Below are 23850 nucleotides of genomic sequence, written 5' to 3' on the forward strand. Positions count from 1 at the left end.
CCCTTTTCAGTCCAGATTTATAGTTTTTACAAAATAAGTCTGATATTTGAAGCCCGGCTTTCGGATTTGACGCACCGAACGGACCCGGGTTTTATAAACCCAATCCTACAATACTTTTTTATGAAACAATACTTTCTCTCCGCCGTCCTGCTGGGCTTGCTGGTCGGCTGTAATAACTCCCAAAACAAAGCAGAATCTTCAACCATGTCGGATAGTACAAGTACAGTGACCGCCGATTCAGTGAGCGGTTTGCCGGAGCGTTCGCGTTTTCAGAAAGACGTTGATGGCAAAAAGAACGATTTATACGTGTTGACCAATTCCAAAGGCATGAAGGTCGCCATTACGAATTACGGCGGACGCATCGTCAGCATTCTGGTGCCGGATAAAACCGGTAAACTGGTGGATGTGAACCTGGGGCACAGCAGCATCGACGATTACCTGGCGAACGAGTCGTTCTTCGGAACGCTGGTGGGTCGCTACGGAAACCGGATTGGCAAAGGGGAATTTAAGCTGGACGGAAAAACGTATAAACTGGCGACCAACAACGGCCCCAACTCGCTGCACGGCGGCAAAAAAGGCTTCAACGCCAAAATGTGGGATGCGACGCCAGCGGGTAACAATGTGCTGAAACTCCACTACACCTCGCCGGATGGAGAAGAAAATTACCCGGGTACGTTAAACGTCGACGTAACGTATACACTGACAGACGATAACGGAATCCGGATTGATTACCAGGCGACTACCGACAAGGCAACCGTTGTCAATCTGACCAATCACGCTTACTTCAATTTGAACGGCGAAGGCTCGGGCTCGGTGGCCGACCACCTCGTGGAAATCAAGGCCGATCGCTACACGCCGGTGGATGCCACGCTGATTCCGACGGGCGAACTGGCGAAGGTCGATGGAACCCCCTTCGATTTGCGGAAACCGGTGGCCATTGGGGATCGGCAGGATTCGGACGATCAGCAGATGAAAAACGGGGGCGGTTTTGATCACAATTTCGTACTGAACGGTGGCCAGACTGCTGAACCGCGGGTGATTGCGACGGTGACTTCACCCAAAACCGGTATCTCAATGGATGTGCTGACCACCGAACCGGGCGTGCAGTTCTACGGCGGTAACTTCCTGAACGGCAAACGCACCGGCAAAGCGGGAAAACCGTACGAAAAACGCAACGCGTTCTGCCTGGAAACGCAACATTTCCCCGATTCGCCAAACCAGCCGAAGTTCCCAACAACGGTTCTGAAACCGGGCGAAACCTACAAAACCACGACGGAATACCGGTTTTCGGTGAAGTAAGTTAGTTGAGTTGTAACACAGGGTTGATCAGAGGATATCAGGGTTGATCAGAGTTTTTTTTACTAAAATTTCCCCTGATCAACCCTGATATCCTCTGATCAACCCTGTGTTGCAACCCCCAATTCTCTATAAAATTTTTGAACAATCACTTATGAATCAACTTCGATTAGTTCGACGGCTTACGTTGGCGGTTTTGCTGAGTGCGTCGTCTTTTTGGGCCATCGCGCAGCAGTGGACGCCGAAGCAGGCCAACGACTGGTACAAAAGCCAGCCGTGGCTGGTAGGAAGCAACTTTCTGCCCGCCAGCGCCATCAATCAACTGGAAATGTGGCAGGCCCAGAGCTTCGACCCGAAACGAATCGACAAGGAACTGGGCTACGCCGAAAGCCTGGGCATGAATACGATGCGGGTTTTTCTGCACGACATGGTGTGGCGGCAGGACGCCAAAGGGTTCAAAAACCGCATCGACCAATTTCTGGCGTTGTGCGCCAAACACAAAATCCGGCCGATGCTCGTGCTGTTCGATTCGTGCTGGGACCCGCAACCCAAGCTGGGCAAGCAACACGCCCCGGTTTTGGGTCGGCATAATTCGGGCTGGGTGCAGGGCCCCGGTGCGGCCATTCTGAGTGACAAAACCAAATGGGAAAGCCTGCGGAGCTACGTGAAAGATGTGGTGGGCACCTTCCGGGCCGACAAGCGGATTCTGGCCTGGGATATCGTCAATGAACCGGACAACGAAAATAGCAACAGCTACGGCAAAAACGGCAAAATCAAAACCGAACTGCCAAACAAAGCGCAATTGGGCGTTGAACTGGTGAAAGCCGGTTTTGGCTGGGCGCGCGAAGCGAAACCGACGCAGCCCATTACGTCCGGCCCCTGGAAAGGCGACTGGTCGTCGCTCGAAAAAATGGATGAGATGAACAAGTTTCTGGTGCAGAATTCCGACGTGATCACGTTCCACAACTACGGTCCGCCCGCCGAATTTCAGAAGCGCGTCAATGAACTCAAGAAGTTCGGTCGCCCGCTGATCTGTACGGAATACATGGCTCGTCCGGCGGGAAGCACATTTGAAGGCTCGTTGCCGATTGCCAAAACCGAGCACGTGGGTATGATTAACTGGGGATTTGTGTCCGGCAAATCGAACACCATTTATCCGTGGGATTCGTGGCAGAAACAGTACACGGCCGAGCCGCCGGTCTGGTTCCACGATATTTTCCGTGAAAACGGACAACCCTACATTGCCGCCGAAACGACGTTCATCAGGAAGATGACGGGAAAAAAATAAAGGAAAAAAGGAGGAGGGGAGGAAAGGAGAAGGAGAACAGCAAATTTGAGCTGCGTTCGACCTTTCTTCCTTTCTTCCCCTCCTCCTTTTTTCCCTTTTCTAATTCTCCTGCATCTTCTCACCCGCTTTTTCTACTTTCTTCCCGGTTTTGCGTTTGGCTTCGCGGGCTTCCTGCTTCGTTTCTTTCGCGGTTTCGCGGACTTCATCGCCCGCATCGTCAGCTGCTTTTTTTACTTTTTTTCCGGCTTTTTTTGCCTTCTGCTTTACTTCCTGCGATGTTTCGCGGGTTTCATCACCTACTTCATCAGCCGCTTTTTTTACGGTTTGACCTGCATGGTGCGCGGTTTCTTTCGCTTCCTCTTTCACTGTCTGCGCATTTGCTGTAAACCCGAATGTGGCCAGCAGAGCGGCAATCCACAATTTTTTCATGATATTGGTTGGTAATGTTTTGTTTCTACTTCTATAAACCGTGTGGATCGTGAATTGTTGGGATAAAAACAGAAAATCCTCCCGCCGGGGGAGGATTTTCTGTTCAATCGATTGTGTAACCGGTTGATTACAGGATACTTGTGAAATAGGCATACGTGCCTAATAAATAATCCATGATAGCCGTGGAGTGATCTTTTCCCTCAATCGGTTTTATCTCGACGTTGGTTGCGCCCCGTTTCCGCATGGCGTCGTAAGCATCCTGCGTATTGAAAAAGAACACCAGGTTATCCGATTTTCCGTGGTACAGATAAGTCGGCGTTTTAGGCTTCCAGTCGTACACATCGTTGTCTTTGATGGCGTTCAAAAAACCGGTATCGGTACCGTCGTTCACCGCTTTTTTAAAGCTGTCGGTAAAAATATCACTGATGCTGGTATTGATCGTGACGTTGTACCCGTTTTGCGTGGCCTGCGTGGCATACGGTTCTTTCAGGTAATAACTCATCGGTTTGTTCAGCTTATACAGGTTGTTGTACGTAATCATCGTCCACAAATACAGGCGATTGTAAGCGGCAATGCCGTGGGTTTTCTGGTTGATGATGTAATTCATGAAGGCCGATTTGTGATAAGCCCCGGCGCCCATGCTCGAAGCCGTCAGCGTAAATTCGGTCGGAAACTCTTCTTCAATTTTTTTCTGTAACGACATCGTGGCAAAACCGCCCTCCGAATAACCGCTGAGAAACAGCCGGTTATCCCACTTGATCGATTTGGCTTTCACAAACTCTTTGGCCGCCCGAAGCATATCCAGCGAAGCCGTTGCCAGTGATTCGCGGTGTTCGTACGTGTGCGGAATGGCTTTCGATTCGCCGTAACCGATGTAATCCGGGCAAACCATGATGAAGCCAATTGATGCAAACAGGGTGCCGCCAAAAGCCGCTTCACTGTTGGGACCGAAGTTCGACGGTGCGTCGGTATCGCTCAGAATCGTACCGTGCTGCTGGCTGAGCATTGGAACCGCTGGCATAGTGGTTGTCGATGTCGGAACCAGAATCGCTCCCGACGCTTTGGTCGCTGTCCCGTCGGGCAACTTGGTGTTATACACCAGTTTATAAACTTTTACGTCGTATTTCAGCAAGACCGCAACGAGATTCTGGTATTGGGCCGGAAACTGCTGGCCAATTTGAGCGGCTAACTGTGTTTTGGTAAGCGAAGCTTCTTCATCGCTACTAACCAGGTAGGTATCAGGTTCCGGCTTTGGGTCGTCCGTTCCCTTATTGGCGGTATCACAGCCGGAAAACAGGACCGTAACGGCCAGGAGAAGTGACAGTAGAAACTCCTTGCGATTGATCGTCATTCGAAAAAGGTAAGATTATGTAGAAACAGGGTAGAAGAACGGGCGTTTCCGGTCCGGAAACGCCCGTATAGTTAACAACGTTGAAAAGGGCTTAGTTCGTGTCGGTTAAAGCCGTTCTTCAAATAATTTTAATATCCGTTTGTATTCGTCCATCCAACTGGTCGGTTCGACAAAACCGTGGTCTTCAAGCGGATAGGATGCTACTTCCCAATTTTCCTTTCGCAACTCGATCAGCCGCTGCGTCAGCCGCACAACGTCCTGATAATGAACGTTCACGTCCACCATGCCGTGGCAGATGAGCAAATGCCCTTTCAGGCCGTTGGCGAAATAAATCGGCGAACTGCGCCGGTAAGCCAGCGTGTCGGTGTAAGGCTCGTTCAGGATGTTGGCGGTGTAGCCGTGGTTATAAGCCGCCCAGTCGGTTACCGGTCGCAGCGCAGCCCCGGCGGCAAACACCTCGGGCGTCGTAAACATGGCCATAAGCGTAATAAAACCGCCGTACGAACCGCCGTACAAACCGATCCGTTTGGCATCGACACCGTGTTCTTTCACCAGCCACTGAACCGCATCGATGTTGTCGGTCAAATCCTTGCCGCCCATGTGCCGGTAAATGCCCGTTCGCCAGTCGCGGCCGTAGCCCGCACTGGCCCGGTAATCGACGTCCAAAACCGTATAGCCCTTGTCGGCCAGCAGGTTATGAAACATGTATTCCCGGAAATACTGGCTCCACCATTTGTGGGCATTTTGCAGATAACCGGCACCGTGGACAAACAGAACCGCTTTGCCATTCGGTTTGGCGGGTTTGAAAAGCCGGCCGTAAATAGTCTGTCCGTCGCGCGCCGGAATCGTAACAATGGCCGGATCGCGCCAGGGATACGCCTGAAATTCTGGGGTTAACGATTGCGTTAGCTGAACCGGAGTTGTCGAAACAATAGCTTTCTTCTTACCGGTATTCATTGTTAATGGTTCATTCGGGGCCGCCCGGCGGTTCATTAAAACCAGCTCCCACGGTTTGTTGCTATACGAATAGCGAACGGCCAGTTGCGTTTCGTCCGGCGAAAGCGTTACATCATTGGCACCGGTCATCGTTGTGAGTTTGGTGCGCTCTCCACCGGTGACGGCCATCCGGTAAAAATGCTGTTCGCCGGGATGTACCTCGTTGGTCGTCAGGTAAAAATAATTTTTGTCTTTCGACAACTGAATCTGCTGAACTTCAAACTTCCCCTTTGTCAACTGTTTCTTTTCGCCCGTTGCCACGTTGACAGTATACACGTGGGAATAACCGTCGGCTTCGGAAAGGAAATAGAAGGTCTGGTGATCCGCCAGAAAACCACTCGTCCCCGACTGAGGACCAAAACCGCTCACCCAGGCTTCGTCGCGCTGGCGGTCGAGGAGTTTCAATTGGCGGGTAGCCGGGTCGAGCAGCATGATCCAGCGGTCTTTGTTGTCGAAGGAACGGATCGTGACCACGGCATTTTTCCCGTCTTCCGACCAGATCGGGCCGGAAATCGTCACGGCCCGATTAGCCGGCTTGGTTACTTTCCTGGTGGTATCGGCCGTGATTTCACCCGCCGAAGGACCTCGTTTTATCGTTCCATCGGGAACGGAAGCCGGAACGGGGGCGGTTTTGGCGTAATCCGGCGAATCGGTGATACCCGGAATGGTTTTGGTCGAAACGGCCTGAATGGTATCGCGCTGAATGTCATAGACATAAAATTCCGAACTGGAAAAAGGCGCGCCCACTTTGGTACGGGCGGTGAGGTCTTCCGTAAAACCGGATTCGGTCACGTAGCTCGGCACAATGGCGGTTTTAGCACCCTGCGCCGATTTCAGCAACGAAAACGTTACAAACCGGCCGTCGGGGCTAAGCTGCGGATTCTGGACGGTCCGGCCATCGGTATAAAATTGTTTCGGGCGTTTGGGCTGATCGGTTTTGGTGATTTTCTCCCCCTCGTCCTTTTTGGCTTTCCGCTCTTTCAGCACGTCGAACAGCGCCAGTTGGTCGCGTTTGAGCCAGGCTTCCTGGTCGTTGGTTTTAGGAGTTACTTTTTTGGTTCCGGAATCAAGATTGGTTACCTGCGTCAATTCGCCGTTGGCCAGCGAAAGCGTGAACAGATTATTCGCCCGGACGAAAACCACCCGCTGCTCATCCCCGCTAAAAACTGGGTTGCTTTCCCGCTCAACGGTATTGGTGAGCTGCCGTACGGTAAAACTACCGGTTTTGCCTGGTTTGGTATCGAGCAGAAACAAATCGCCGTCTTTTTCGTAAAGTTTCAGGGTATGCGCCCGGTTGTAGCTTCCGCCCGTGGCTGGAGATAGTTTTTGCCGTTCTGCCGGGCTGACCTTCACGGGCTTACGGTCGCCGGAAAGTACAATTTTATACAACGAATCGCCTTTGGCCTGAACCGGATTCCAGTTGAAGTAAATCGTTTTGGAATCTTCCGCCCAAAAGATTCCCGAAGGCGAGGTTCCGATCCAGCTTTTCGGGTCCTGCATGATTTTTTCAACGGTGAGTTGGGAGGGGGGCGGGGTCGGCGTTTGGGCTGTTGCGCTGACAATCAGCAGGCAACCCAGGCCGATGAATAGTTGTTTCATTGATGAATGTGAGGCTAGCACGGTTTTAAAAGATGAAATTAGCGAGAAAATGGGAAAAGGATTAGATTTGGACAAAAACAAGCGTTGATTAGCCGCACTTTGGTATTATTTTTTGTTGTATTATTGAAAAATTATGCTGTACGTTCTTCACGCTTACGATTTTACCGACGATCAGGCCATGGACCGACGCCTGGCCGTTCGTCCGAAGCACTTCGAAGGAGCCCGCCAACTGAAAGCAGCGGGCCAGTTTATCCTTGGTGGTGCGTTACTCGATCCCGACGGAAAGATGATCGGTTCGATGATGCTCCTGGATTTTACCACAACCGAGCAACTGAACGACTGGCTGAAGTCGGAAGTGTACATTACCGGAAAAGTTTGGGAACGAATTGATATTAAGCCGTTTAAACAGGCGGAGGTTTAAAATAGGTGGACGGTATACGGTTTACAGTTTTCGGTGGCTGACGCATTTCGAAATTCAGTATTCAAAATTCGTTATTTAAGAGCGCGTCAGCCTGCCGTAAACTAAAAACCGGATACCGAATGCCGCAGAAAAACGAATGATTCAGGCAGCAATATTTGACATGGACGGCCTTCTGGTCGATTCGGAGCCGTATTGGCGGGAAGTTGAGATTGACGTATTTCGAACGGTTGGCCTGGAAATGGACGACGAGATGTGCAAACGAACGACCGGTTTACCGACTGACGCGGTTGTACGGTATTGGTATGAGAAGCATCCGTGGCACAATCGCAGTATTGAAGACGTAGGCGCGGAAATTATTCAGGGCGCTTACGACCAGATCGGTAAACACGCGGGGCCGATGCCGGGCGTACCGGAAATTCTGGACCTGTTTCGGCAGCGGGGGATTCCGATGGCGATTGCGTCGGCCTCGCCCATGCACCTGATCGAAGCCGTGATCGATCGGCTGAATATCCAGTCCTATTTCACGCTCTGGCATTCGGCCACGCTCGAAAAACGGAATAAACCGCATCCGGATGTGTATCTGGGAACCGCCCGCAAACTGGGTGTTGAACCAACAGTTTGTGTCGCCTTTGAAGATTCCGGAAACGGACTGAAATCGGCCCATGCGGCCGACATGCTCACGGTAGCTGTTCCGGCCGATTACGAATTCGACGACCCCAAGTTCAACATCGCTACGCTAAAAATTTCGTCAATAACGCAGTTTAATCAACAGAAACTGACGGAATTAGAAACTCAGTTATCCATAAGTACGACAATCCGCTGAAATCCTAAACTCACTATGCCTATCCGCTTTTATCAACTTGACGCGTTTACCGACCAGCTTTTTGGCGGTAATCCGGCCGCAGTTTGTCCGCTGACCGAATGGTTGCCCGACGAAACCATGCAGACCATTGCGGCTGAAAACAACCTGGCCGAAACTGCCTTTTACGTCCCCGTCGACCGCGAACAGGGGTTGTATCACATTCGCTGGTTTACACCCACGGTGGAGGTCGATCTGTGCGGACACGCTACGCTGGCGTCGGCTTACGTGGTGTTTTTTCTGGAAAAAACCGAAGAAGGCGAGACACTTTCCTTTGATTCCCGAAGCGGTATTTTGAAGGTTCGGCGCGAAGAGGATTGGCTGATTCTGGATTTCCCGACGGATTCCACGCACATTGCCATTCAGCCACCGGCGTTGGAAACCAGTTTGGGCGGTCTCAAACCGATCGAGGTGTTGAAGGGAAAAACCGACTATCTGATTGTTTTCGAGAACGAACAGCAGATCCGGGACATGCAGCCCGACTTCCGGGAACTGGCGACGATTCCGGCGCGGGGCATCATCGTGACAGCTCCCGGAAATGCCCCGATTGACTTTGTTTCGCGGTTTTTTGGTCCACAATCGGGCATCGACGAAGATCCGGTGACGGGTTCTGCCCATACAACGCTTATTCCGTATTGGGCCGAAAAGTTGGGTAAAACCGAACTCACGGCGCGTCAGATCTCGAAGCGGGGCGGTTTTTTGAAGTGTAAATTACTGCATGAGCGGGTTGAAATTGGTGGGCAGGTGAAGCTGTATCTGACCGGCGAATTCGAACTCTAACGTTCATCGAAAGACGGTTTTCCGGGACCGTTTAGAAGCAGAAAGACACTCATCGCCAGCAGATTAATGGCGGGGAGTGCATTTTTGTAGGTGTCGTTGATGGCGACATGCCCGATCAGAACGGCAAACACAAAATTGATCAGCAGAAAAAAAGCCGCCCAGCGCGTCCAAAGCCCGATAATCATCAGAATACCGCCCAGAAACTCCGCGTAAGCCGAGAAGGTCGCGCTGACCAGCGGAAGCGGAAACCCCAAATCTTTTAGCCAGTTACCATAGGCCGTAATCCCCTCAGTGGGGTGGAGGGCCGTATGCCCGGCTGCGTCGATAAGCTGGTAGCCAAACGCCAGTCGGAGCAGAAAAGGCGCATAGGGCCGAAACCGGTTTAAGGTGGTAAAAATTGATTTCATGGAAAATTCAAAGGAAATGAAAGTATAGAGCAGACTATTCTTGGAATAAACAATGATTGGATTTGTTCTAAATAAGCAATATCTTTGGGTCGCAATGTAGAAAGCGCCATGATCGGATTGACTGAAAAATCGTTTGAATACTCGTTTTTGACCGAATCGCCCAAGGAATTCGACCGGAATCCATTTGCGGGTGACCTGGAATGTGTCTTCAAAAAGTGCTGTAAAAAATGGAAAAAGAAAGGGAAGCATTGCAAAAAATGCCCTGAAAAATAACTTTTTCCGAACGTAACTCCATTTTTTTTGACCGTTGGATAAATAGGTCAGCCGGATTTCTGCCAACTTTGGGCCATGCAAATTCGGTATGAAATTTACAACGGTTTTCCGCCCGAACCCACGCTTCAGGCAATTATTCATTTACACCAACGTGTTTTTACCGGGCAAACCGCCGGCGAACTGCTTCAGGAATTTGAAGAGGTGAAAAACCGCAATCTGCTGACGGTACTGGCTATCCACGATCTGGCCGTGGTTGGGTATAAAATGGGTTATCAGCGTAAACCCGGCCATTTCTACAGCTGGCTCGGCTGCGTCAGTCCGGATTACCGGCGGCAGGGTATCGCGGGCGAATTGATGCACCAGCAACATGACTGGTGTCGATTCAACGGCTTTTCGGCCATTCGGACCCATACCCGCAACCAATGGCGTGACATGCTCATTCTCAACATCCGCTCCGGTTTTGACATCATTGGTACCATCGCCAGTGCCAACAGCCACACGACAATTGTCCTGGAAAAGAGACTTTAATGGATACCGAAGTGGCCCTTCGGGAACTTGAACTTCGCCAGATTTGTAGTTTCGCCAATGCATCTTTACGTCCATATTCCTTTCTGCAAACAGGCCTGCCATTACTGCGACTTTCATTTTAGCACCAGTCTGAAGCAGAAAACCGCCCTGATCGATGCGCTCTGCCGGGAAATTGAACTGCAAAAAGATTACCTGCCCAATCGCCGGCTCGAAACCATTTACCTGGGCGGTGGAACTCCGTCGCTGCTCGCCGAGCAGGAATTAAATCAACTTTTTGAAACGATTCACCGGTTTTATACGGTTTCGCCGGATGCAGAAATAACGCTTGAGGCTAATCCGGACGACCTGATCGGCCCCGAGGCTGATCCGATGGTTCCACTGCGGATTTTTCGGAAGTATGTAAACCGGTTAAGTATTGGCATTCAGTCGTTTCACGAGGCCAATTTGCGGTTGATGAATCGGCCCCATTCCGCGCCCGAAGCCGAAAACTGCGTGCGTCTGGCGCAGGAAACCGGGTTCGAAAATCTGACGATTGATTTGATCTACGGTGTTCCCGCCGAAACGCACGCAGTTTGGCAGGCGGATTTGGCGAAAGCGATGGCGTTGAATGTGCCGCACGTTTCGGCGTATTGCCTGACCATCGAACCCGGTACGGTTTTTGGTAACTGGCACAAAAAAGGGCGTTTGCAGGCTGCTGATGATGAATTTGCGGCTGAACAGTTCACGAAGCTGGTGCAAACGCTGGCAGAGAACGGCTACGAGCAGTACGAAATCTCGAATTTTGCCAAGCCGGGCCGGGAAGCGCGTCACAACAGCAGTTACTGGAAACGGCGGCCCTACCTCGGCATTGGTCCAAGTGCGCACTCGTTCAACGGTCCGAGCCGCCAATACAACATTGCCAATAATTCGCAGTATATCCGGGCGATTGAAAAGAGCGAAATTCCCGGAACGGTGGAAAAATTGTCGCGCGCCGATCAGGTCAATGATTATTTATTGACGGGAATCCGGACCAAATGGGGGTGTGACCTCCGGGAACTTACCAATCTGGCAGGGGCTGATTTTCAGGTGCTTCGCCGAATTGAACTGCAAAAGCTACAGAATCAGGGCTGGCTTTTGCTCGAAAACCACGTACTCACCTTAACTCCAGCCGGCAAGCTCTTTGCCGACCGTGTGGCCGCCGAACTGTTTATGGATGATGAATTATGAACGATAAATGATGAATTGACGACCGCAAATGAAATTCATCGTTCATAACTCATCATTCATCATTAGTTTTGCGTTTAATGAGTACTTCCCGTCCCGTTAATCGCTTGCGCTCAACACCGCCACATTCGGTTTCATCCCGCCCGGGTCGCTCCCCGCGTACGGGTTCTGCCATCCGCCAGCGACCCTGGCTGGAAAGAGCCATTCGGTTGGTGGCCAAACTGATCACTGTTTTATTTTTGACATCCTTTGGCTGGGTAGTGTTGCTGAAGTACCTCCCGGTTTCGATTACACCGCTGATGATTTCACGAAAGATTGAGGCTTCATCGGAAGATCAGGACAGCAAGATTTATAAAAACTGGACACCTTACGAAGACCTCTCCAAAGAAGCCGCGCTGGCGGTTGTTGCGTCGGAAGACCAGGCGTTTCCGAGCCATTGGGGCTTCGATTTTGATGAAATTCAGGACGCCATCAAAGAAAACCAGCGCCGGAAACGGCAACGGGGGGCTAGTACCATTTCTCAGCAGGTGGCTAAAAACGTCTTCTTGTGGAATGGGCGGAGCTATATCCGTAAAGGGCTCGAAGTCTATTTTACATTTCTGATCGAACTGATCTGGGGCAAAGAACGCATTCTGGAAGTGTATCTGAACGTCGCTGAAACCGGTCCGCTTACGTTCGGAGTGGAAGCTGCATCCCGGCGTTATTACGGCCATTCGGCTAAAACGCTCAGCCGTACGGAGGCTGCCCGGATTGCCGCCGTACTACCCAATCCCCGTTTGTTTTCCATAAAAAAACCGTCTGCATATACGCAACGCCGGACCCGTCAAATTGCCCGCCAAATGCGTTATCTGGGTGGCCAAAATTACCTGACTAATTTGTAAGATCGTTGATTTAGTTGTATTTTTAATTTAAATAAAAACGGATTAAAAATAGTTGTAACGCATACATTTCTTACAATTAAGTTAGTGATCCTCTCTTTTAATTTAGGATTAATATCGTTTTGATCGACTCATAAACCGGGCTTTTTCTATATCCGGTAGATAAGATTTTGTCCGTAACTTGAACCGAATCGTACAAAAATGCCATCATCAAACAGGTTACTAAATTCACCCTCCCTACAGCGAAAAATCTCTGTTTTTATTGTAGATGACGATGAAGATGACCGCCAATTTATTCATCGGGCTTTTCAAAATGTGGGAGCTAAACACCAGATTGTTCAATTCGAAGACGGCGAGCAATTGATGGAAAGCCTGATCGGTAGGAGCGATTCTGCTGAAAAAATAGCCCGGTGTGCATTAATTATCTTAGATGTAAATATGCACCGAATGAGCGGAATTGAAGTACTGAATGCGATCAAATCCAATGATTTGTTAAAACATATTCCAACTGTGATGTTGTCGACTTCCATCGAAGAAGATCTGGTGCAAACCGCCTATCAAATGGGGGCAAATGGCTATTTGCAAAAACCCAATCTGATGGACGATTATAATCACCTTGTTATCAGCATGCAGGCCTGTTTTCTGGAGGTTCCCAGCGTACGCTGGTCCACTTTAGTTTGAGATTCCGATTAGGCTAATTCGGTGGCAGGATCCCACAGCACTTCCGAGAACTTCACAACGCGATCGTCTTTTACCTCAATTCCTTCAGCGGTTAACAGATCCTGCATGGCCGTTGGATTTCCAAAGAAATGCTTCCCGGACAAAACGCCGATGCGGTTGACCACGCGGTGGGCCGGTACATCGCGGCCATGAGCGGCATTCATCGCCCAGCCAACCATGCGCGCTCCGGCCCGTAGACTCAGGTAACGCGCAATGGCGCCGTAGGTCGTTACGCGACCCGCAGGAATGAGCCGAACTACGTCGTAGACATCTTCAAAATAATCGCGCTGTTCCATGACCGCCGGGGCCGTTTACTTTTCCTCTATTTCCCTGACAAGCTCGCCATACCAGGCCTGGCCGTACATGCGGATCAGCGGTTCTTTCAGAAACTTGTACACTTCAACGCCCAGTTGCTCGCCAAAGTCACAGGCCGGGCTGCAAATGGGCCAGCGGTCGTAATTGAGGGCGTGAAAACTGTCGTATTTCGTGATTCGAATGGGGTAGAGGTGGCACGAAATGGGTTTCTTGAAATCAACTTTTCCGTCGTTATAAGCCGCTTCGATGCCGCACTTCAGAATACCACGGTTGTCGTAGTTTGCAAACACACATTCGCGCCCTTCGATGGTCGTTGTTACAAAACCACCATCTTCGTCGGATTCGTATAAACCGTGTTTCTCGATGGCCTTTACGCCTTCGGGCATCAGATATGGTTTCACCAACGGGTAAATTTCATCCAGAATCGGTAATTCCGATTTTTCCAGTGGTGCCCCCAGATCACCTTCAACGCAACAGGCACCCTTGCATTTTTCCAGATTGCAAACGAAAAACTTTTCAGCAACATCGTCGCTGATGCAGGTATTATCAATGAGTATCATCGGTTCTGAACCTTATTTCTTAATGATTTTCAACTGCTGGCCCACGTTGACACCACCGCCCGAAAGCTGGTTCCAGTTCTGAATCTGATCAACCGTAACGCCATATTTTCGGGAAATACCGAACATGGTTTCGCCCTTCTGCACCGTGTGGTAAACAATTTCCTCCGAAACCTGTGGGTCTGGGGAGGCACTGCCCGACGAACCGGATGGGCTCCTGGAAACTTCACCGCCCTCGCCTTTGATGATGAGCGATTGTCCAACCGCCAGTTTATCGTTCTGGGTCAGTCGGTTCCATTGGAGTACCTCATCGACAGTCACATTATAAAGCCGGGAAATGCTGTAATACGTTTGGCCTGATTCTACTTTATGCGTAAACGAGCGGGTGCCTGAACCGTTGGACCGGGTCGTCGTAGCGGCCGGGGTGGAACGGCTAACAGCGGGGACTGGGGTTGGTTCTTCCCGCGACTCGGTTACCGGACGTCTGGCACTGGCGGTCACAGGTGCGGAAGTCTGACCTGCGTCGACCGGTTTGCGTTCGTTGGGGCGTCTCGCCGAGGCCGTTGACGTACCGGAACTGGTTCGCATCGGTGTTGCATCCCAATCGGATTTGGGCGAATTTGAATTTTCCGGGCGGACAATCACCACCCGTTGCGTATTGCCGGAGCTTTGCGAAGTCACCGTTGGAGCGCTCACGGGTTCCGCCGAAACCGGCGTATTGGTTACGGTACTGGTCGGATTGTCAATGGGTTGACTGGTTGCCGGAGCGGCTGTAGCAACGCGTGACTCTGGCTGAGCCGAAGGCGCAGAGGCCGGTGAATCTTTTGATTCGACCAGTTTCGGCGAATACATTTTTCGCTCCGATGCATTCCTTGGAATAGTGTTGGCCGGGCGAGTCGTATTCGTTGACTGGCTCAACTGGCTGTCCGTTGTTGTAGGCTGGCCCGCAATGGGTCGCGAAGAAGGCGCGGGCGTAGTTGGCATTTTGATGATTTCGACGGCTTTATTGCCCGGACGACGTTCGCGCAGCCACATCACCCGACCCACCTGTAAGCGATCCGTTCGATCCATGCGGTTGTAGCGCAACAGCTTTTTCAGCCGGATGCCGTACATCTGCGAAATGCTCTGGGTGGATTCGCCCGCCTGAACCGTATGGCGGGGAACAACCGCTTTCCGCATTTTCTTGGCCAGGTAATAGACTTCATTTTCTGTAACCGGATCGCGGTCACTCATGTCGTTGTAGCGCAAAAAACTCGACAAGCTGATGCGGGCTTTACTAGCCAGCGTGGAGGCATTGTCGCCCGCCAGTGCCTGAATACCGGGCAAACCGTTAATTTCGTACAGCACAACATCCGGTTTTCCCTTGGAATAATTGACCTTGCGCAACACCGGAAAACCGGTGTCGAATTTGGCCGCAGCCGGGGCTTTGGCCTGACTCACCAGTTGGGTTCGTTGCAGCTGTTTCCGCAGGGAAGCTGCCTGTTCGCTTGTGGCCGGAATGGCCAGCACGTATTCCTTATCGTCCGGAATGTTGTCGCCCAGAATCCAGCGGTTGTATTTACGAATCTCTACATCGCTGATTTTCAAATCCTGCGAAACCTGAGCGACGGTTTTTCCACTGCCATACGGATATTCGACCAGCGCAATCGGATTGGCGGTTCGGTAGGTCGGCAGCACACTTTCGAAGGCAAATTTGTGGGCAAAAAACCGGAGAATGTACCGATCGGTTTTGTCGTCCAGTGTGATTTCTTTGGCGTAGGACCATTCCGCCGGAATCAGTTTGCTCACACCGGTGGTGCCGAGGTAATACGAATAGAGTGAGGTGACCCAGTTGTTGTAAACCGTATTGTTCCGCTTGAAATACCGGGCTGCACCGTGCGTAGAGGCTACAATACTTTTGCGCTCGTCCACTTCGTCATCGACGCGCATGCCGTGGTCGGTAGCGGTTTCTTTCTTGAACTGCCAGTAGCCCACGGCGACCGAAGCCGAAACCGCATCGGGCGTCAGCGAGCTTTCCTGAACGGCTAAATATTTCAGATCGATGGGCACTTCTTCCTCCGCCAAAATCGACTCGATCAGCGGGAAATACAGCACGACACGGTCGAGTTTGGCTTCCCAGTATTTCTTGTTGGACTGAATGAGCGAGGTTATATCCTGTCGGATAATCCGGCGCGCACTTTCGTCGAAGCGCACGTTCAGATCGGCAAACTGAATGGATTCCGGCACGTCGATCGCAACCGGGGGATCGCCGGCAAAGAGGGGAAAATGGGTGACGAAAAGAAAGAGTGACAGAGTTAATAGTTTCTTTTTCATACGCTGTTATCGTTTGTAAATCATCATTAATCCGTCCCGAACAGGCATCAAAACCTGTTCGACGCGCGGATCTTCACTGACTTTGCGGTTAAAATCAAGCACAGCTTGCGTGTCTTTGTCGGCCCGTCGTTCGGCTGCGGTTCGTCCGTTCCCAATCGGTCGCACGACCTTCCCGCTCCACAATACATTATCAGCTAAAATAATGCCACCGGTTCGCACTTTGTTGAAAACCAGGTCGTAATACAAACTATAATTTTCTTTGTCGGCGTCGATGAACACCAGGTCGAACGGACCGTCAATTTCGGGGATTAATTCGGTAGCGATTCCCAGTCGCAAATCGATGAGATGGCCCACCGGTGACTGGTTCCAGTAGGAGCGGGCGAAGGTTTCGAGTTCGTCGTCTTTTTCGATGGTAATCAACACGCCGTCGTCAGTCAGACCTTCGGCTAGACAGAGGGCGGAATAACCGGTAAACGTGCCGATTTCGAGAATCCGGCGGGGACGAAGCATCCGGGAGAGCATCGAGAGGACTCGTCCCTGCAAGTGGCCCGACAACATCCGGGGATAGAGCATCCGGGCGCGGGTGTTGCGGTTGAGCTGGCGCAGCAGTTCGCTTTCGGGCGAGGTATGCGCTTCTGAATAAGCTGAAATGTCAGGTGGCAAAAAATCCATGCCTGGTTACTGTGGATTTAGGCAGATGAAAATGAAACCGGTGGTTATGTAAAAATACGACTATTCTGTTAACGGGAATGAGTCGGGACTATTTTATAATTGTTCCGGCGAAAGTTTACGAAAAGGAAGGAATGACGTTATTCGTCCTCGTCCGGTTCCGGCACAAATGTCAGGTGGCTCAGGTGGTTTTCGTCGAACATTTCGTTGGCCAGATCCTGCAGTAAACCGGCGTCGACCTGACGGATTTCGTTGAAAATTTCTTCCAGCGAATCCAGTTTGCCGGTATCGAGAATGCTTTTTGCCATCGTGAGCATGAAGCTCTGGTTGCTTTCTTCCGACATCGCCAACTGCCCCATCAACTGCTCTTTGGTGTTGTGGAGCTGGAGTTTCGTGAGGGTTTTTTCGCGCAGCATTTTGAGTTCGCGGCTAATGAGGACGTTGCTGCGATCGAGGTGTTTCTGATCAGTTCCGAAGTAAATACCCAGAAAACCGGTGTCCAAAAACGGGGTGTAACTGGCTTCAACGGAATAAACCAGTCCGTATTTTTCACGCAGATTCATGTTCAGCCGCGAGTTCATGCCCGGCCCGCCGAGGAGGTTGACCAGCATGAAAAACGGCAACCGGCGCGAATCCGTCAGCGCATACGAAGGGCGACCGATGGCGCACTGCGCCTGCGTAATGGGTCGCTCAACCGTTACGCGTTGCGGTTCGTAATTGTCGGGCGCCAGCCGTTTCCGTTCCGACGTCCGGTGCGGAACGTCACTCAAATATTTAGACGCAATCTTTTTGACTTTGCGGAACGGCATGTTGCTCACCGACGAAAAAACCACCTGTTCGGTGTTCAGATTCTCGCCGATAAACTGCTGAAGTTGTTCGCGCGTAAAAGACTTTACGGTTTCGGGCGTACCGAGGATGTTGCCGCCCAGCGGGTGGTTTTTAAAAACCACCTGATCGAAATCGTCCTGCAGCGCGTCTTCCGGCGAGTCGTAATACATCGCCATTTCTTCCAGAATCACGCTGCGTTCTTTCTCGATCTGCTTTTCAGGAAACACCGAGTGAAATGCAATATCGGCCAGTAGCTCCGTCGCTTTTTCGAAATGCAGGCCCAAAACCGACGCGTGAAAGCAGACTTTTTCTTTGGTGGTGTACGCGTTCAATTCGCCCCCGACGGTTTCGAGCCGGTTGATGATGTGAAAGGATTTACGCTTTTTGGTGCCCTTAAACGCCATGTGTTCCCAGAAGTGGGCCAGGCCTTCCTGCTGGGGGAGTTCGTCGCGGCTCCCGATGTCGAGCATGATGCCACAATGGGCAATTTGGGTATGCGGTACTTGTTTATGAACAATCCGGATTCCGTTCGGTAACGTATAAACTTCGTAATCTTCCATTCGTTTCCAACCCTGTTTTGCATCACGGGGTCTGATGACAATCAATACCGGCGGTTTGGTGGAGTTGCAGGTATAGAATAAAGAACTAAATTTAGTCAAAGAATAGTTCATCACAATACAACGATGAAGACAATCGCTCTCCTGTTAGTCGGAATATTGATTCAGAGTGATGAGTTGATCGCTCAATCAAATACCTTTCGGATCGGTCTCAACGCAGTACCATTGGCTAACCGAACAATCGAACTGAATGCCTCGCTAACCGGGAAGGGTGTGCTTGAATTTTATGGGCATGGTGGCTACACGCTGCCCGGTTTTTACGCCAAGGATAAAAATGATTTTAGCTCCCGATATTGGGAAGGAACAGGTGGCGGGGCTTACCTGCGAATAGGTGCAAGAACTTTTCTGAATAAAACCGGGCAATTACGCCTGTTTTTGGGCACTCATCTAACGGCTGGTTACCTTCAACAGGCTGAAAAATCGACAACAGTAATAAAGTGTTTCATCGGCCCCTGCCCGCCTTTGGTAGGTGAGGGAAAAAACGAACAATATTCACTCAGTGCGGGTATTACGGCCGGAGTTAAAGTCAACATACTGCCACGTTTCACGCTGGATTTGGGCGTTCTGGCTAACCGATTTCTGTTTGAAAAACCGGATCTGAACAATCCGGATATGTATATTCCGGGTTATGGCCGAAAACCGGTTCAGGCAGTCGCTTCGGTTCAATACATATTGAAAGGACGATGAGTTGGTTTTATCAGCCCACGGTTCAAACCGTGGGCTGGAAAATTTTAAATTGGGTTTTGTAGGCCCGGTTTTATTCGACGAAACCGCATCACCAAAACCGTTCCGGTGAAAACAAGTATACCCACAATGGATCCGATCAATCCTGGCATTTCGCTGACAGGCAGCATCAAACCAACCGACTGAAAGGCGCGGTATTTGATCAAGTCTTTTTCCAGAATGTTCTTCCTGGAGACATCAAACGTTCGGTCGAACTGGATTTTTCGGCCGTCTCGATGTCCATTAATCCGGATCGAGAGCGTGGTTCCGTTATCGACTACCCGGGTTTCCAACACGGTATGGGCCATCGCAGCGGGGGCGATGATGAGCAGGAAGAAAAGTAGGATGGTTTTCATGGATTAACGGCTTGTTTATTCACTGCGTAAACTCTTCACCGGATTCACCAGCGCAGCTTTAATGGTTTGAAAACTGACCGTCGCCAGGGCGATCAGGATGGCGGATAAACCAACTCCGGCGAATACCCAGAAGCTGATCTGAATCCGCTCCAGGTAATTATCCAGCCACGTATTCATCAAAAACCAGGCAATCGGAATGGCAACCAGCAGGGCAATTACTACCAGTTTGACAAAATCGCGCGACAGCACCACAATGATGTTTGGAATGCTGGCACCCATCACTTTCCGGATACCGATTTCTTTCGTGCGCTGCTCGATTACCATCATCGCGACGGCGAATAATCCCAGGCAGGACAATAAAATGGCAATTCCGGACGCCAGACTACAGATTTTGGCCATTTGCTCCTCATTTTGGTACCACGCGTCGACATTGGCGTCCATAAACGAACCAATAAATTCGGATTGGGGGGCCACTTCCTGCCAGATGGCTTTCAGCTTCTCCATCGAACCCGCCAGACTCTGCGGGGTAACCCGGACGAAAATGTAGTGAATGGGTTCCGAATTGGAAATGTGCATCGTAATCGGCCTGGCCTGGTCGGCCAGCGAATACAAATGGAAATCCGGAATGACCCCAATGATCCGAAGTTTGGAATCTGTAGAATCGGCATCATCACCGAGCAACAGACCAACCGGGTTCTTTTCGCCCATCATTTTCGCCAGACTTTCCGTGATGATCACACTTTTCAGCGAATCGGTCGAATAAGCCCGGTCAAAATCGCGACCAGACAGGGGTCTAATATTCAAGGTTTTAAGGTAATCGTAATCGACCAGCAGCCAATCTGACGTAACATCTTTGCCTTTGTAGGTATAACCGGACGTCGATCGGGAGCTGACCCGATCCATTCCCCGTCCAATGTTGACGTTCGTGCCGGTTACAGCCAGCACCGACGGATCGTTAACCAGTTTATTGCGCAAGCGTCCGAGTACCTGCCGGCCATTCACCTGCGTGCCTACGGGAATGCTGATGACCTGATCCTTCTGAAAACCGAGTGGTCGGGCGCGGAGGTAATCGACCTGCTGGGCCGCAATAATGGTGCAACACGCCAACAGGGCTGACATCGCGAATTGGGTAACGATCAGTGAGTTGCGCAGGATGCCCGGTCGTTTCATGGATAGTTTCCCTTTCAGTACTTCCACCGCATTGAATTTGGACATTTGCCAGGCCGGATACCCTCCGGCTACCAGCGTAACGAGTAGGAATATGCTTAGGATCAGGCCGATAAAACCGGGTTGCAGCATGTAATCCAGATTAAGCCTGGCGTCGAAAGTAGCGTTGAACCGGGGCAGAAGCAGAATGGTGAGCACCAGGCCAACCCCAAATCCGACCAGACAGAGCAGGGTTGATTCGCCCCAAATCTGGACGAAAAGCTGGTTTTTAAGCGCCCCCAACGATTTCCGAACCCCAATCTCCCGGGCGCGGGTGAACGACCGGGCGATACTTAGGTTGATAAAGTTGATACAGGCGATCAGCAGAATAAAAAAAGCAATCGCCAGGATCGTGTAAACCAGCGCAATGGGCGCGCCCCGTCCGCTGCTTATTTCCCGGTCGAAATGAATATCGGAAAGATGCTGCAACCGCACCGCAAATACATCGCCCTGCTGATCTGGTTTGGCTCCCTTCTTTTGGAGTTCGTCCAGTCTACCGCGGAAGTACTTTTGAACGAACGGTTTTAAGCGGTTTTCGAAGGTTGCTTTGTTGATCTGGGGCGGTAATTTGAGATAAACCGCATGTGAATTCGAAGCCCAAGCGTCTTTCCCGGTCTGATAGCCGGGCCAGCTTTCGGGGCGAACCAACGCGTCGTACTGAATGGTCGAGTTGTTGGGTGCGTCACCTATAACGCCGGTTACAACATACTGTCTTTTATCCGCATCGTTGCCGACCTCAATGGGTTTGCCCATCGGATTTTCGGTGCCAAATAACGCAGTCGCCATGTTTTCACTGATGACGATACTGCTCAAATCTCGCAGTGCAATGGCCCGGTTTCCCCGGATTAGCGGAAAAGAAAAGATTTTCAGAAAATCGGCATCGGTCTGCACCACCAGTTTATCGAAATAATTCCCCTTCACTTCCACCAGGCTTTTACGACCGGCAATGACCCGGGTTGCCGCTTCCAGCTCGGGATAATCGGCTTTTAAGGCAGGCAGCAATGGCAAGGGCATGGTTCCACTTCGGGTGGGTCTTTCCGGGTCATTCGAGAAATAATAGGTCTGGAAAATCCGGTCGCCATCTTTGTGAAAGGAGTCGTAGGTTAACTGGAGATAAGCGGTCAGAAACAAAAAGACGCAGATGCAAAACGCCACCGAAAGCCCAACGACGTTGATGGCGGCATACCCCTTGCTTTTCCAGAGGTTGCGAAAGGCGATTTTTAAGTAATTACGGAGCATGTCGGGATGGAGAAAATGAGGTGGTTGATCGCGAGTTGATGCAAAGGGTTGAGCGGTTTTTAAAACCGGTTTGGTCAGGTGGGCGGCCCGGCGTTTCAGAAAATACGGTCGGCAGAATCGGATGACTTCCAGGACGTACAACCGCCGGGCTTTTGATTCACCGACTTGCTGAACGTGATCCTCGAACTGCTCGTGCAGATCGCCCAGCAGTTCTTCGAGCAGATAAGGCGGGCAGAAGCCTTTCAGCAAACGATCGGCCCAGGCCGGTGGGTGCGGATTGCTGTTCACGACCAGGAAGGGGTTGGAATGGAATCCCAGAGTTCGTTGCGCACCTGCCGCATTTCGCCCAGCGTTTGTTTGCCAGCGGCCGTAATGCCGAATAACCGCTTCCGCCGACCTCCGCGGGCGGCCGTAGCTCCTCCTAATTCCGATTTGACGAACCCTTTTTCCTCCAGCCGATACAGGGCAATGTGTACTCCGCTCAGGCTGATGATCCGGTCGGTGCGCTGCTTGAGTTCAGCCGCAATCGTGACGCCGTAAGCCCCGCCGTCCAGCACCGCAACGGTCAGTAATACCAGTTCTTCAAATTCGCCCAGATACGGTCGACCCATCGTTGTTTTTATTTTCTTGTTATTTGCTAAACAAATGCCTTGCCAAAATTACAATACCGTCTTCCCGACCAAACCGAGCCGGTTTTTGTTCGTCAAACGACACTACAGTGTCCAGAAACGGACAGCGTTTGTTCAGTAATGGACAGCCGGTTTGGAATGAAATGCCCAGAATAAAGTGATTGGTTACCGGAACAAAACCGCCCGGTTTTTCGATAAAAGATAGACTTCAGGTTAGAATAGCGTTGCGGGCTTTTGGAGTCGATGTTTTTTTTATCTACTATTGAATTGATTAACTTGTTGAGTTGTAAAGCTGTCCAGAAACTTGCTAAATGAACCACCCACACCGGTTTTTGATTGTCCAAACCGCTTTCATCGGCGATGTCATTCTGGCCACTTCGCTGGTGGAAAAACTCCATTTTCATTTTCCGGACGCCACCATCGACTTTTTGCTCCGAAAAGGCAATGAAAGCTTGCTGAAAAACCACCCGCATCTGAATGAAATACTGATCTGGGATAAAAAGAACGGTAAGTACAAGGATTTGCTTCGATTGATTCGGGTGATTCGACCGCGTCATTATGATAAAGTGATCAATTTGCAGCGCTTTGGGGCCACGGGATTGTTGACCGCCCTGTCGGGAGCGACCGAAACAATCGGGTTTAGCAAAAATCCGTTTTCCCGGTTTTTTACCCACCGTATCGAACACCGGATTGCGCCCGATATTCACGAAATAAACCGCAATACAGAACTGGTGAGCGGTTTTACCAACCGCACTGCACTGAACCCCAAACTCTATCCATCGACGCAAGACAGCATCCGGATCAAACCGTACCAGACCAAACCCTACATCTGTGTTGCACCCACTTCGGTCTGGTTTACCAAGCAATATCCGGAAGAAAAATGGGTCGATTTTCTGCAACAGATTCCGGAGCAGTTGACGGTTTACCTGCTGGGTGCACCGGCCGATTCGGAAGCTGCTGAACGAATCCGTCAAATCGTGAATAGCGACCGCGTGGTGAATCTATCGGGAAAGCTGTCATTTCTGGAATCGGCGGTTTTGATGAAAGGGGCACAAATGAACTACGTCAACGACTCCGCCCCGATGCACCTGGCGTCGGCGGTGAATGCGCCCACAACCGCCATTTTCTGCTCGACGATTCCGCAGTTTGGCTTTGGTCCGCTGGCCGATGAGGCTCATGTGGTTGAGATCGAAGAATTACTCGACTGTCGGCCCTGCGGTTTGCACGGGCGCAAAGCCTGTCCGTTGGGGCATTTTCAGTGTGCCCACGGAATTCGGACGGCGCAACTACTGGAAATCCTGCCGAAGTAACGCCTTGATTTTTTACACCGGACTTACTTTTGAAACATAGCCATTGCTGCTGAGACAGTA

At 51.0% G+C, this 23850-nt stretch carries 23 protein-coding genes; 11 read left to right on the plus strand and 12 right to left on the minus strand.

The genetic code is table 11. The features are described 5' to 3' along the window. The first annotated feature begins 120 nt into the window (after positions 1 to 120). Both EHT25_RS25870 and EHT25_RS25875 read left to right on the plus strand, forming a co-directional pair. On the plus strand, positions 121 to 1299 hold the full coding sequence (locus EHT25_RS25870) for an aldose epimerase family protein (protein ID WP_124878083.1): 1179 nt from the start codon (positions 121 to 123) through the stop codon (positions 1297 to 1299). Positions 1300 to 1450: 151 nt separating this feature from the next. Next, the gene (locus tag EHT25_RS25875) at positions 1451 to 2584 is read left to right on the plus strand and encodes an endo-1,4-beta-xylanase (protein WP_124878084.1); all 1134 of its coding nucleotides are present in this window, start codon (positions 1451 to 1453) and stop codon (positions 2582 to 2584) included. Positions 2585 to 2683: 99 nt separating this feature from the next. Here the strand turns inward: EHT25_RS25875 and EHT25_RS25880 are convergent, their stop codons facing one another. The 3 genes from EHT25_RS25880 to EHT25_RS25890 all read right to left on the minus strand — a co-directional run bounded on the left by EHT25_RS25880 (position 2684) and on the right by EHT25_RS25890 (position 6959). Further along, positions 2684 to 3013 (minus strand): hypothetical protein, encoded by a 330-nt coding sequence (locus tag EHT25_RS25880; protein ID WP_124878085.1) that lies wholly within the window; start codon positions 3011 to 3013, stop codon positions 2684 to 2686. Between the two features lie 127 nt (positions 3014 to 3140). Then, complete coding sequence (locus EHT25_RS25885) at positions 3141 to 4364, minus strand: lipase family protein (RefSeq protein ID WP_124878086.1); 1224 nt, start codon at positions 4362 to 4364, stop codon at positions 3141 to 3143. A gap of 105 nt (positions 4365 to 4469) precedes the next feature. Then, a complete protein-coding gene (locus tag EHT25_RS25890) occupies positions 4470 to 6959 on the minus strand; it encodes a S9 family peptidase (RefSeq protein ID WP_124878087.1) in 2490 nt (829 codons plus the stop codon). A 133-nt stretch (positions 6960 to 7092) separates the two neighbouring features. On the opposite strand from EHT25_RS25890, the gene EHT25_RS25895 reads away from it, so the two are divergent. The 3 genes from EHT25_RS25895 to EHT25_RS25905 all read left to right on the plus strand — a co-directional run bounded on the left by EHT25_RS25895 (position 7093) and on the right by EHT25_RS25905 (position 9019). Then, positions 7093 to 7380 carry a YciI family protein gene (locus tag EHT25_RS25895; RefSeq protein ID WP_124878088.1) on the plus strand — a complete coding sequence of 96 codons (288 nt, stop codon included), beginning with the start codon at positions 7093 to 7095 and terminating at the stop codon, positions 7378 to 7380. Between the two features lie 136 nt (positions 7381 to 7516). After that, positions 7517 to 8203, plus strand: coding sequence for a hexitol phosphatase HxpB (gene hxpB / locus EHT25_RS25900; protein ID WP_124878089.1), 687 nt, complete (start codon positions 7517 to 7519; stop codon positions 8201 to 8203). 15 nt (positions 8204 to 8218) lie between these two features. After that, positions 8219 to 9019, plus strand: a complete 801-nt coding sequence (locus EHT25_RS25905; RefSeq protein WP_185731491.1) for a PhzF family protein — start codon at positions 8219 to 8221, stop codon at positions 9017 to 9019. Here EHT25_RS25905 and EHT25_RS32800 read toward each other — a convergent pair. Continuing rightward, a complete protein-coding gene (locus EHT25_RS32800) occupies positions 9016 to 9426 on the minus strand; it encodes a DoxX family protein (protein ID WP_185731492.1) in 411 nt (136 codons plus the stop codon). The two genes, EHT25_RS25905 and EHT25_RS32800, sit on opposite strands and share 4 nt — an antisense overlap. Positions 9427 to 9774: 348 nt before the next feature. Here EHT25_RS32800 and EHT25_RS25915 point away from each other — a divergent pair, with 348 nt between their 5' ends. From EHT25_RS25915 to EHT25_RS25930, 4 genes are all read left to right on the plus strand, one after another. Beyond that, positions 9775 to 10227, plus strand: coding sequence for a GNAT family N-acetyltransferase (locus EHT25_RS25915; protein ID WP_124878091.1), 453 nt, complete (start codon positions 9775 to 9777; stop codon positions 10225 to 10227). Positions 10228 to 10284: 57 nt separating this feature from the next. Beyond that, the gene (gene hemW / locus EHT25_RS25920; RefSeq protein WP_124878092.1) at positions 10285 to 11433 is read left to right on the plus strand and encodes a radical SAM family heme chaperone HemW; all 1149 of its coding nucleotides are present in this window, start codon (positions 10285 to 10287) and stop codon (positions 11431 to 11433) included. A 77-nt stretch (positions 11434 to 11510) separates the two neighbouring features. Further along, positions 11511 to 12311: a monofunctional biosynthetic peptidoglycan transglycosylase gene (mtgA, locus tag EHT25_RS25925; RefSeq protein ID WP_124878093.1), complete on the plus strand. Its 801-nt coding sequence runs from the start codon at positions 11511 to 11513 to the stop codon at positions 12309 to 12311. 198 nt (positions 12312 to 12509) lie between these two features. Further along, positions 12510 to 12989 carry a response regulator gene (locus EHT25_RS25930; protein ID WP_124878094.1) on the plus strand — a complete coding sequence of 160 codons (480 nt, stop codon included), beginning with the start codon at positions 12510 to 12512 and terminating at the stop codon, positions 12987 to 12989. Positions 12990 to 12997: 8 nt separating this feature from the next. On the opposite strand, the gene EHT25_RS25935 is transcribed toward EHT25_RS25930, so the two are convergent. The 5 genes from EHT25_RS25935 to EHT25_RS25955 form a co-directional block, all read right to left on the minus strand. Continuing rightward, complete coding sequence (locus EHT25_RS25935; RefSeq protein WP_124878095.1) at positions 12998 to 13324, minus strand: MGMT family protein; 327 nt, start codon at positions 13322 to 13324, stop codon at positions 12998 to 13000. A 15-nt stretch (positions 13325 to 13339) separates the two neighbouring features. Then, positions 13340 to 13903, minus strand: coding sequence for a DUF3109 family protein (locus EHT25_RS25940; RefSeq protein WP_124878096.1), 564 nt, complete (start codon positions 13901 to 13903; stop codon positions 13340 to 13342). Between the two features lie 12 nt (positions 13904 to 13915). Continuing rightward, entirely contained in the window at positions 13916 to 16213 is a 2298-nt protein-coding gene (locus EHT25_RS25945) for a LysM peptidoglycan-binding domain-containing protein (RefSeq protein WP_124878097.1), read from the minus strand. A 6-nt stretch (positions 16214 to 16219) separates the two neighbouring features. Next, positions 16220 to 16885, minus strand: a complete 666-nt coding sequence (locus EHT25_RS25950; protein ID WP_124878098.1) for an O-methyltransferase — start codon at positions 16883 to 16885, stop codon at positions 16220 to 16222. Between the two features lie 137 nt (positions 16886 to 17022). Then, the gene (locus EHT25_RS25955; RefSeq protein WP_124878099.1) at positions 17023 to 18270 is read right to left on the minus strand and encodes a M16 family metallopeptidase; all 1248 of its coding nucleotides are present in this window, start codon (positions 18268 to 18270) and stop codon (positions 17023 to 17025) included. Positions 18271 to 18393: 123 nt separating this feature from the next. On the opposite strand from EHT25_RS25955, the gene EHT25_RS25960 reads away from it, so the two are divergent. Continuing rightward, positions 18394 to 19014 (plus strand): hypothetical protein, encoded by a 621-nt coding sequence (locus tag EHT25_RS25960; protein ID WP_124878100.1) that lies wholly within the window; start codon positions 18394 to 18396, stop codon positions 19012 to 19014. A 44-nt stretch (positions 19015 to 19058) separates the two neighbouring features. On the opposite strand, the gene EHT25_RS25965 is transcribed toward EHT25_RS25960, so the two are convergent. Genes EHT25_RS25965 through EHT25_RS25975 form a run of 3 tightly spaced genes read right to left on the minus strand, consistent with a single transcriptional unit; the run spans position 19059 to position 22462 of the window. Next, positions 19059 to 19406 carry a hypothetical protein gene (locus EHT25_RS25965; protein ID WP_124878101.1) on the minus strand — a complete coding sequence of 116 codons (348 nt, stop codon included), beginning with the start codon at positions 19404 to 19406 and terminating at the stop codon, positions 19059 to 19061. Between the two features lie 15 nt (positions 19407 to 19421). After that, a complete protein-coding gene (locus tag EHT25_RS25970; RefSeq protein ID WP_221622335.1) occupies positions 19422 to 22139 on the minus strand; it encodes an ABC transporter permease in 2718 nt (905 codons plus the stop codon). Further along, on the minus strand, positions 22136 to 22462 hold the full coding sequence (locus tag EHT25_RS25975) for a PadR family transcriptional regulator (protein ID WP_124878102.1): 327 nt from the start codon (positions 22460 to 22462) through the stop codon (positions 22136 to 22138). Before EHT25_RS25975 ends, EHT25_RS25970 begins: the two co-directional genes overlap by 4 nt. Positions 22463 to 22791: 329 nt before the next feature. Here EHT25_RS25975 and EHT25_RS25980 point away from each other — a divergent pair, with 329 nt between their 5' ends. Continuing rightward, on the plus strand, positions 22792 to 23790 hold the full coding sequence (locus tag EHT25_RS25980) for a glycosyltransferase family 9 protein (RefSeq protein WP_124878103.1): 999 nt from the start codon (positions 22792 to 22794) through the stop codon (positions 23788 to 23790). Positions 23791 to 23850: the final 60 nt, after the last annotated feature.

The sequence above is a fragment of the Larkinella rosea genome (genome assembly GCF_003858635.1).
Lineage (GTDB): Bacteria > Bacteroidota > Bacteroidia > Cytophagales > Spirosomataceae > Larkinella > Larkinella rosea.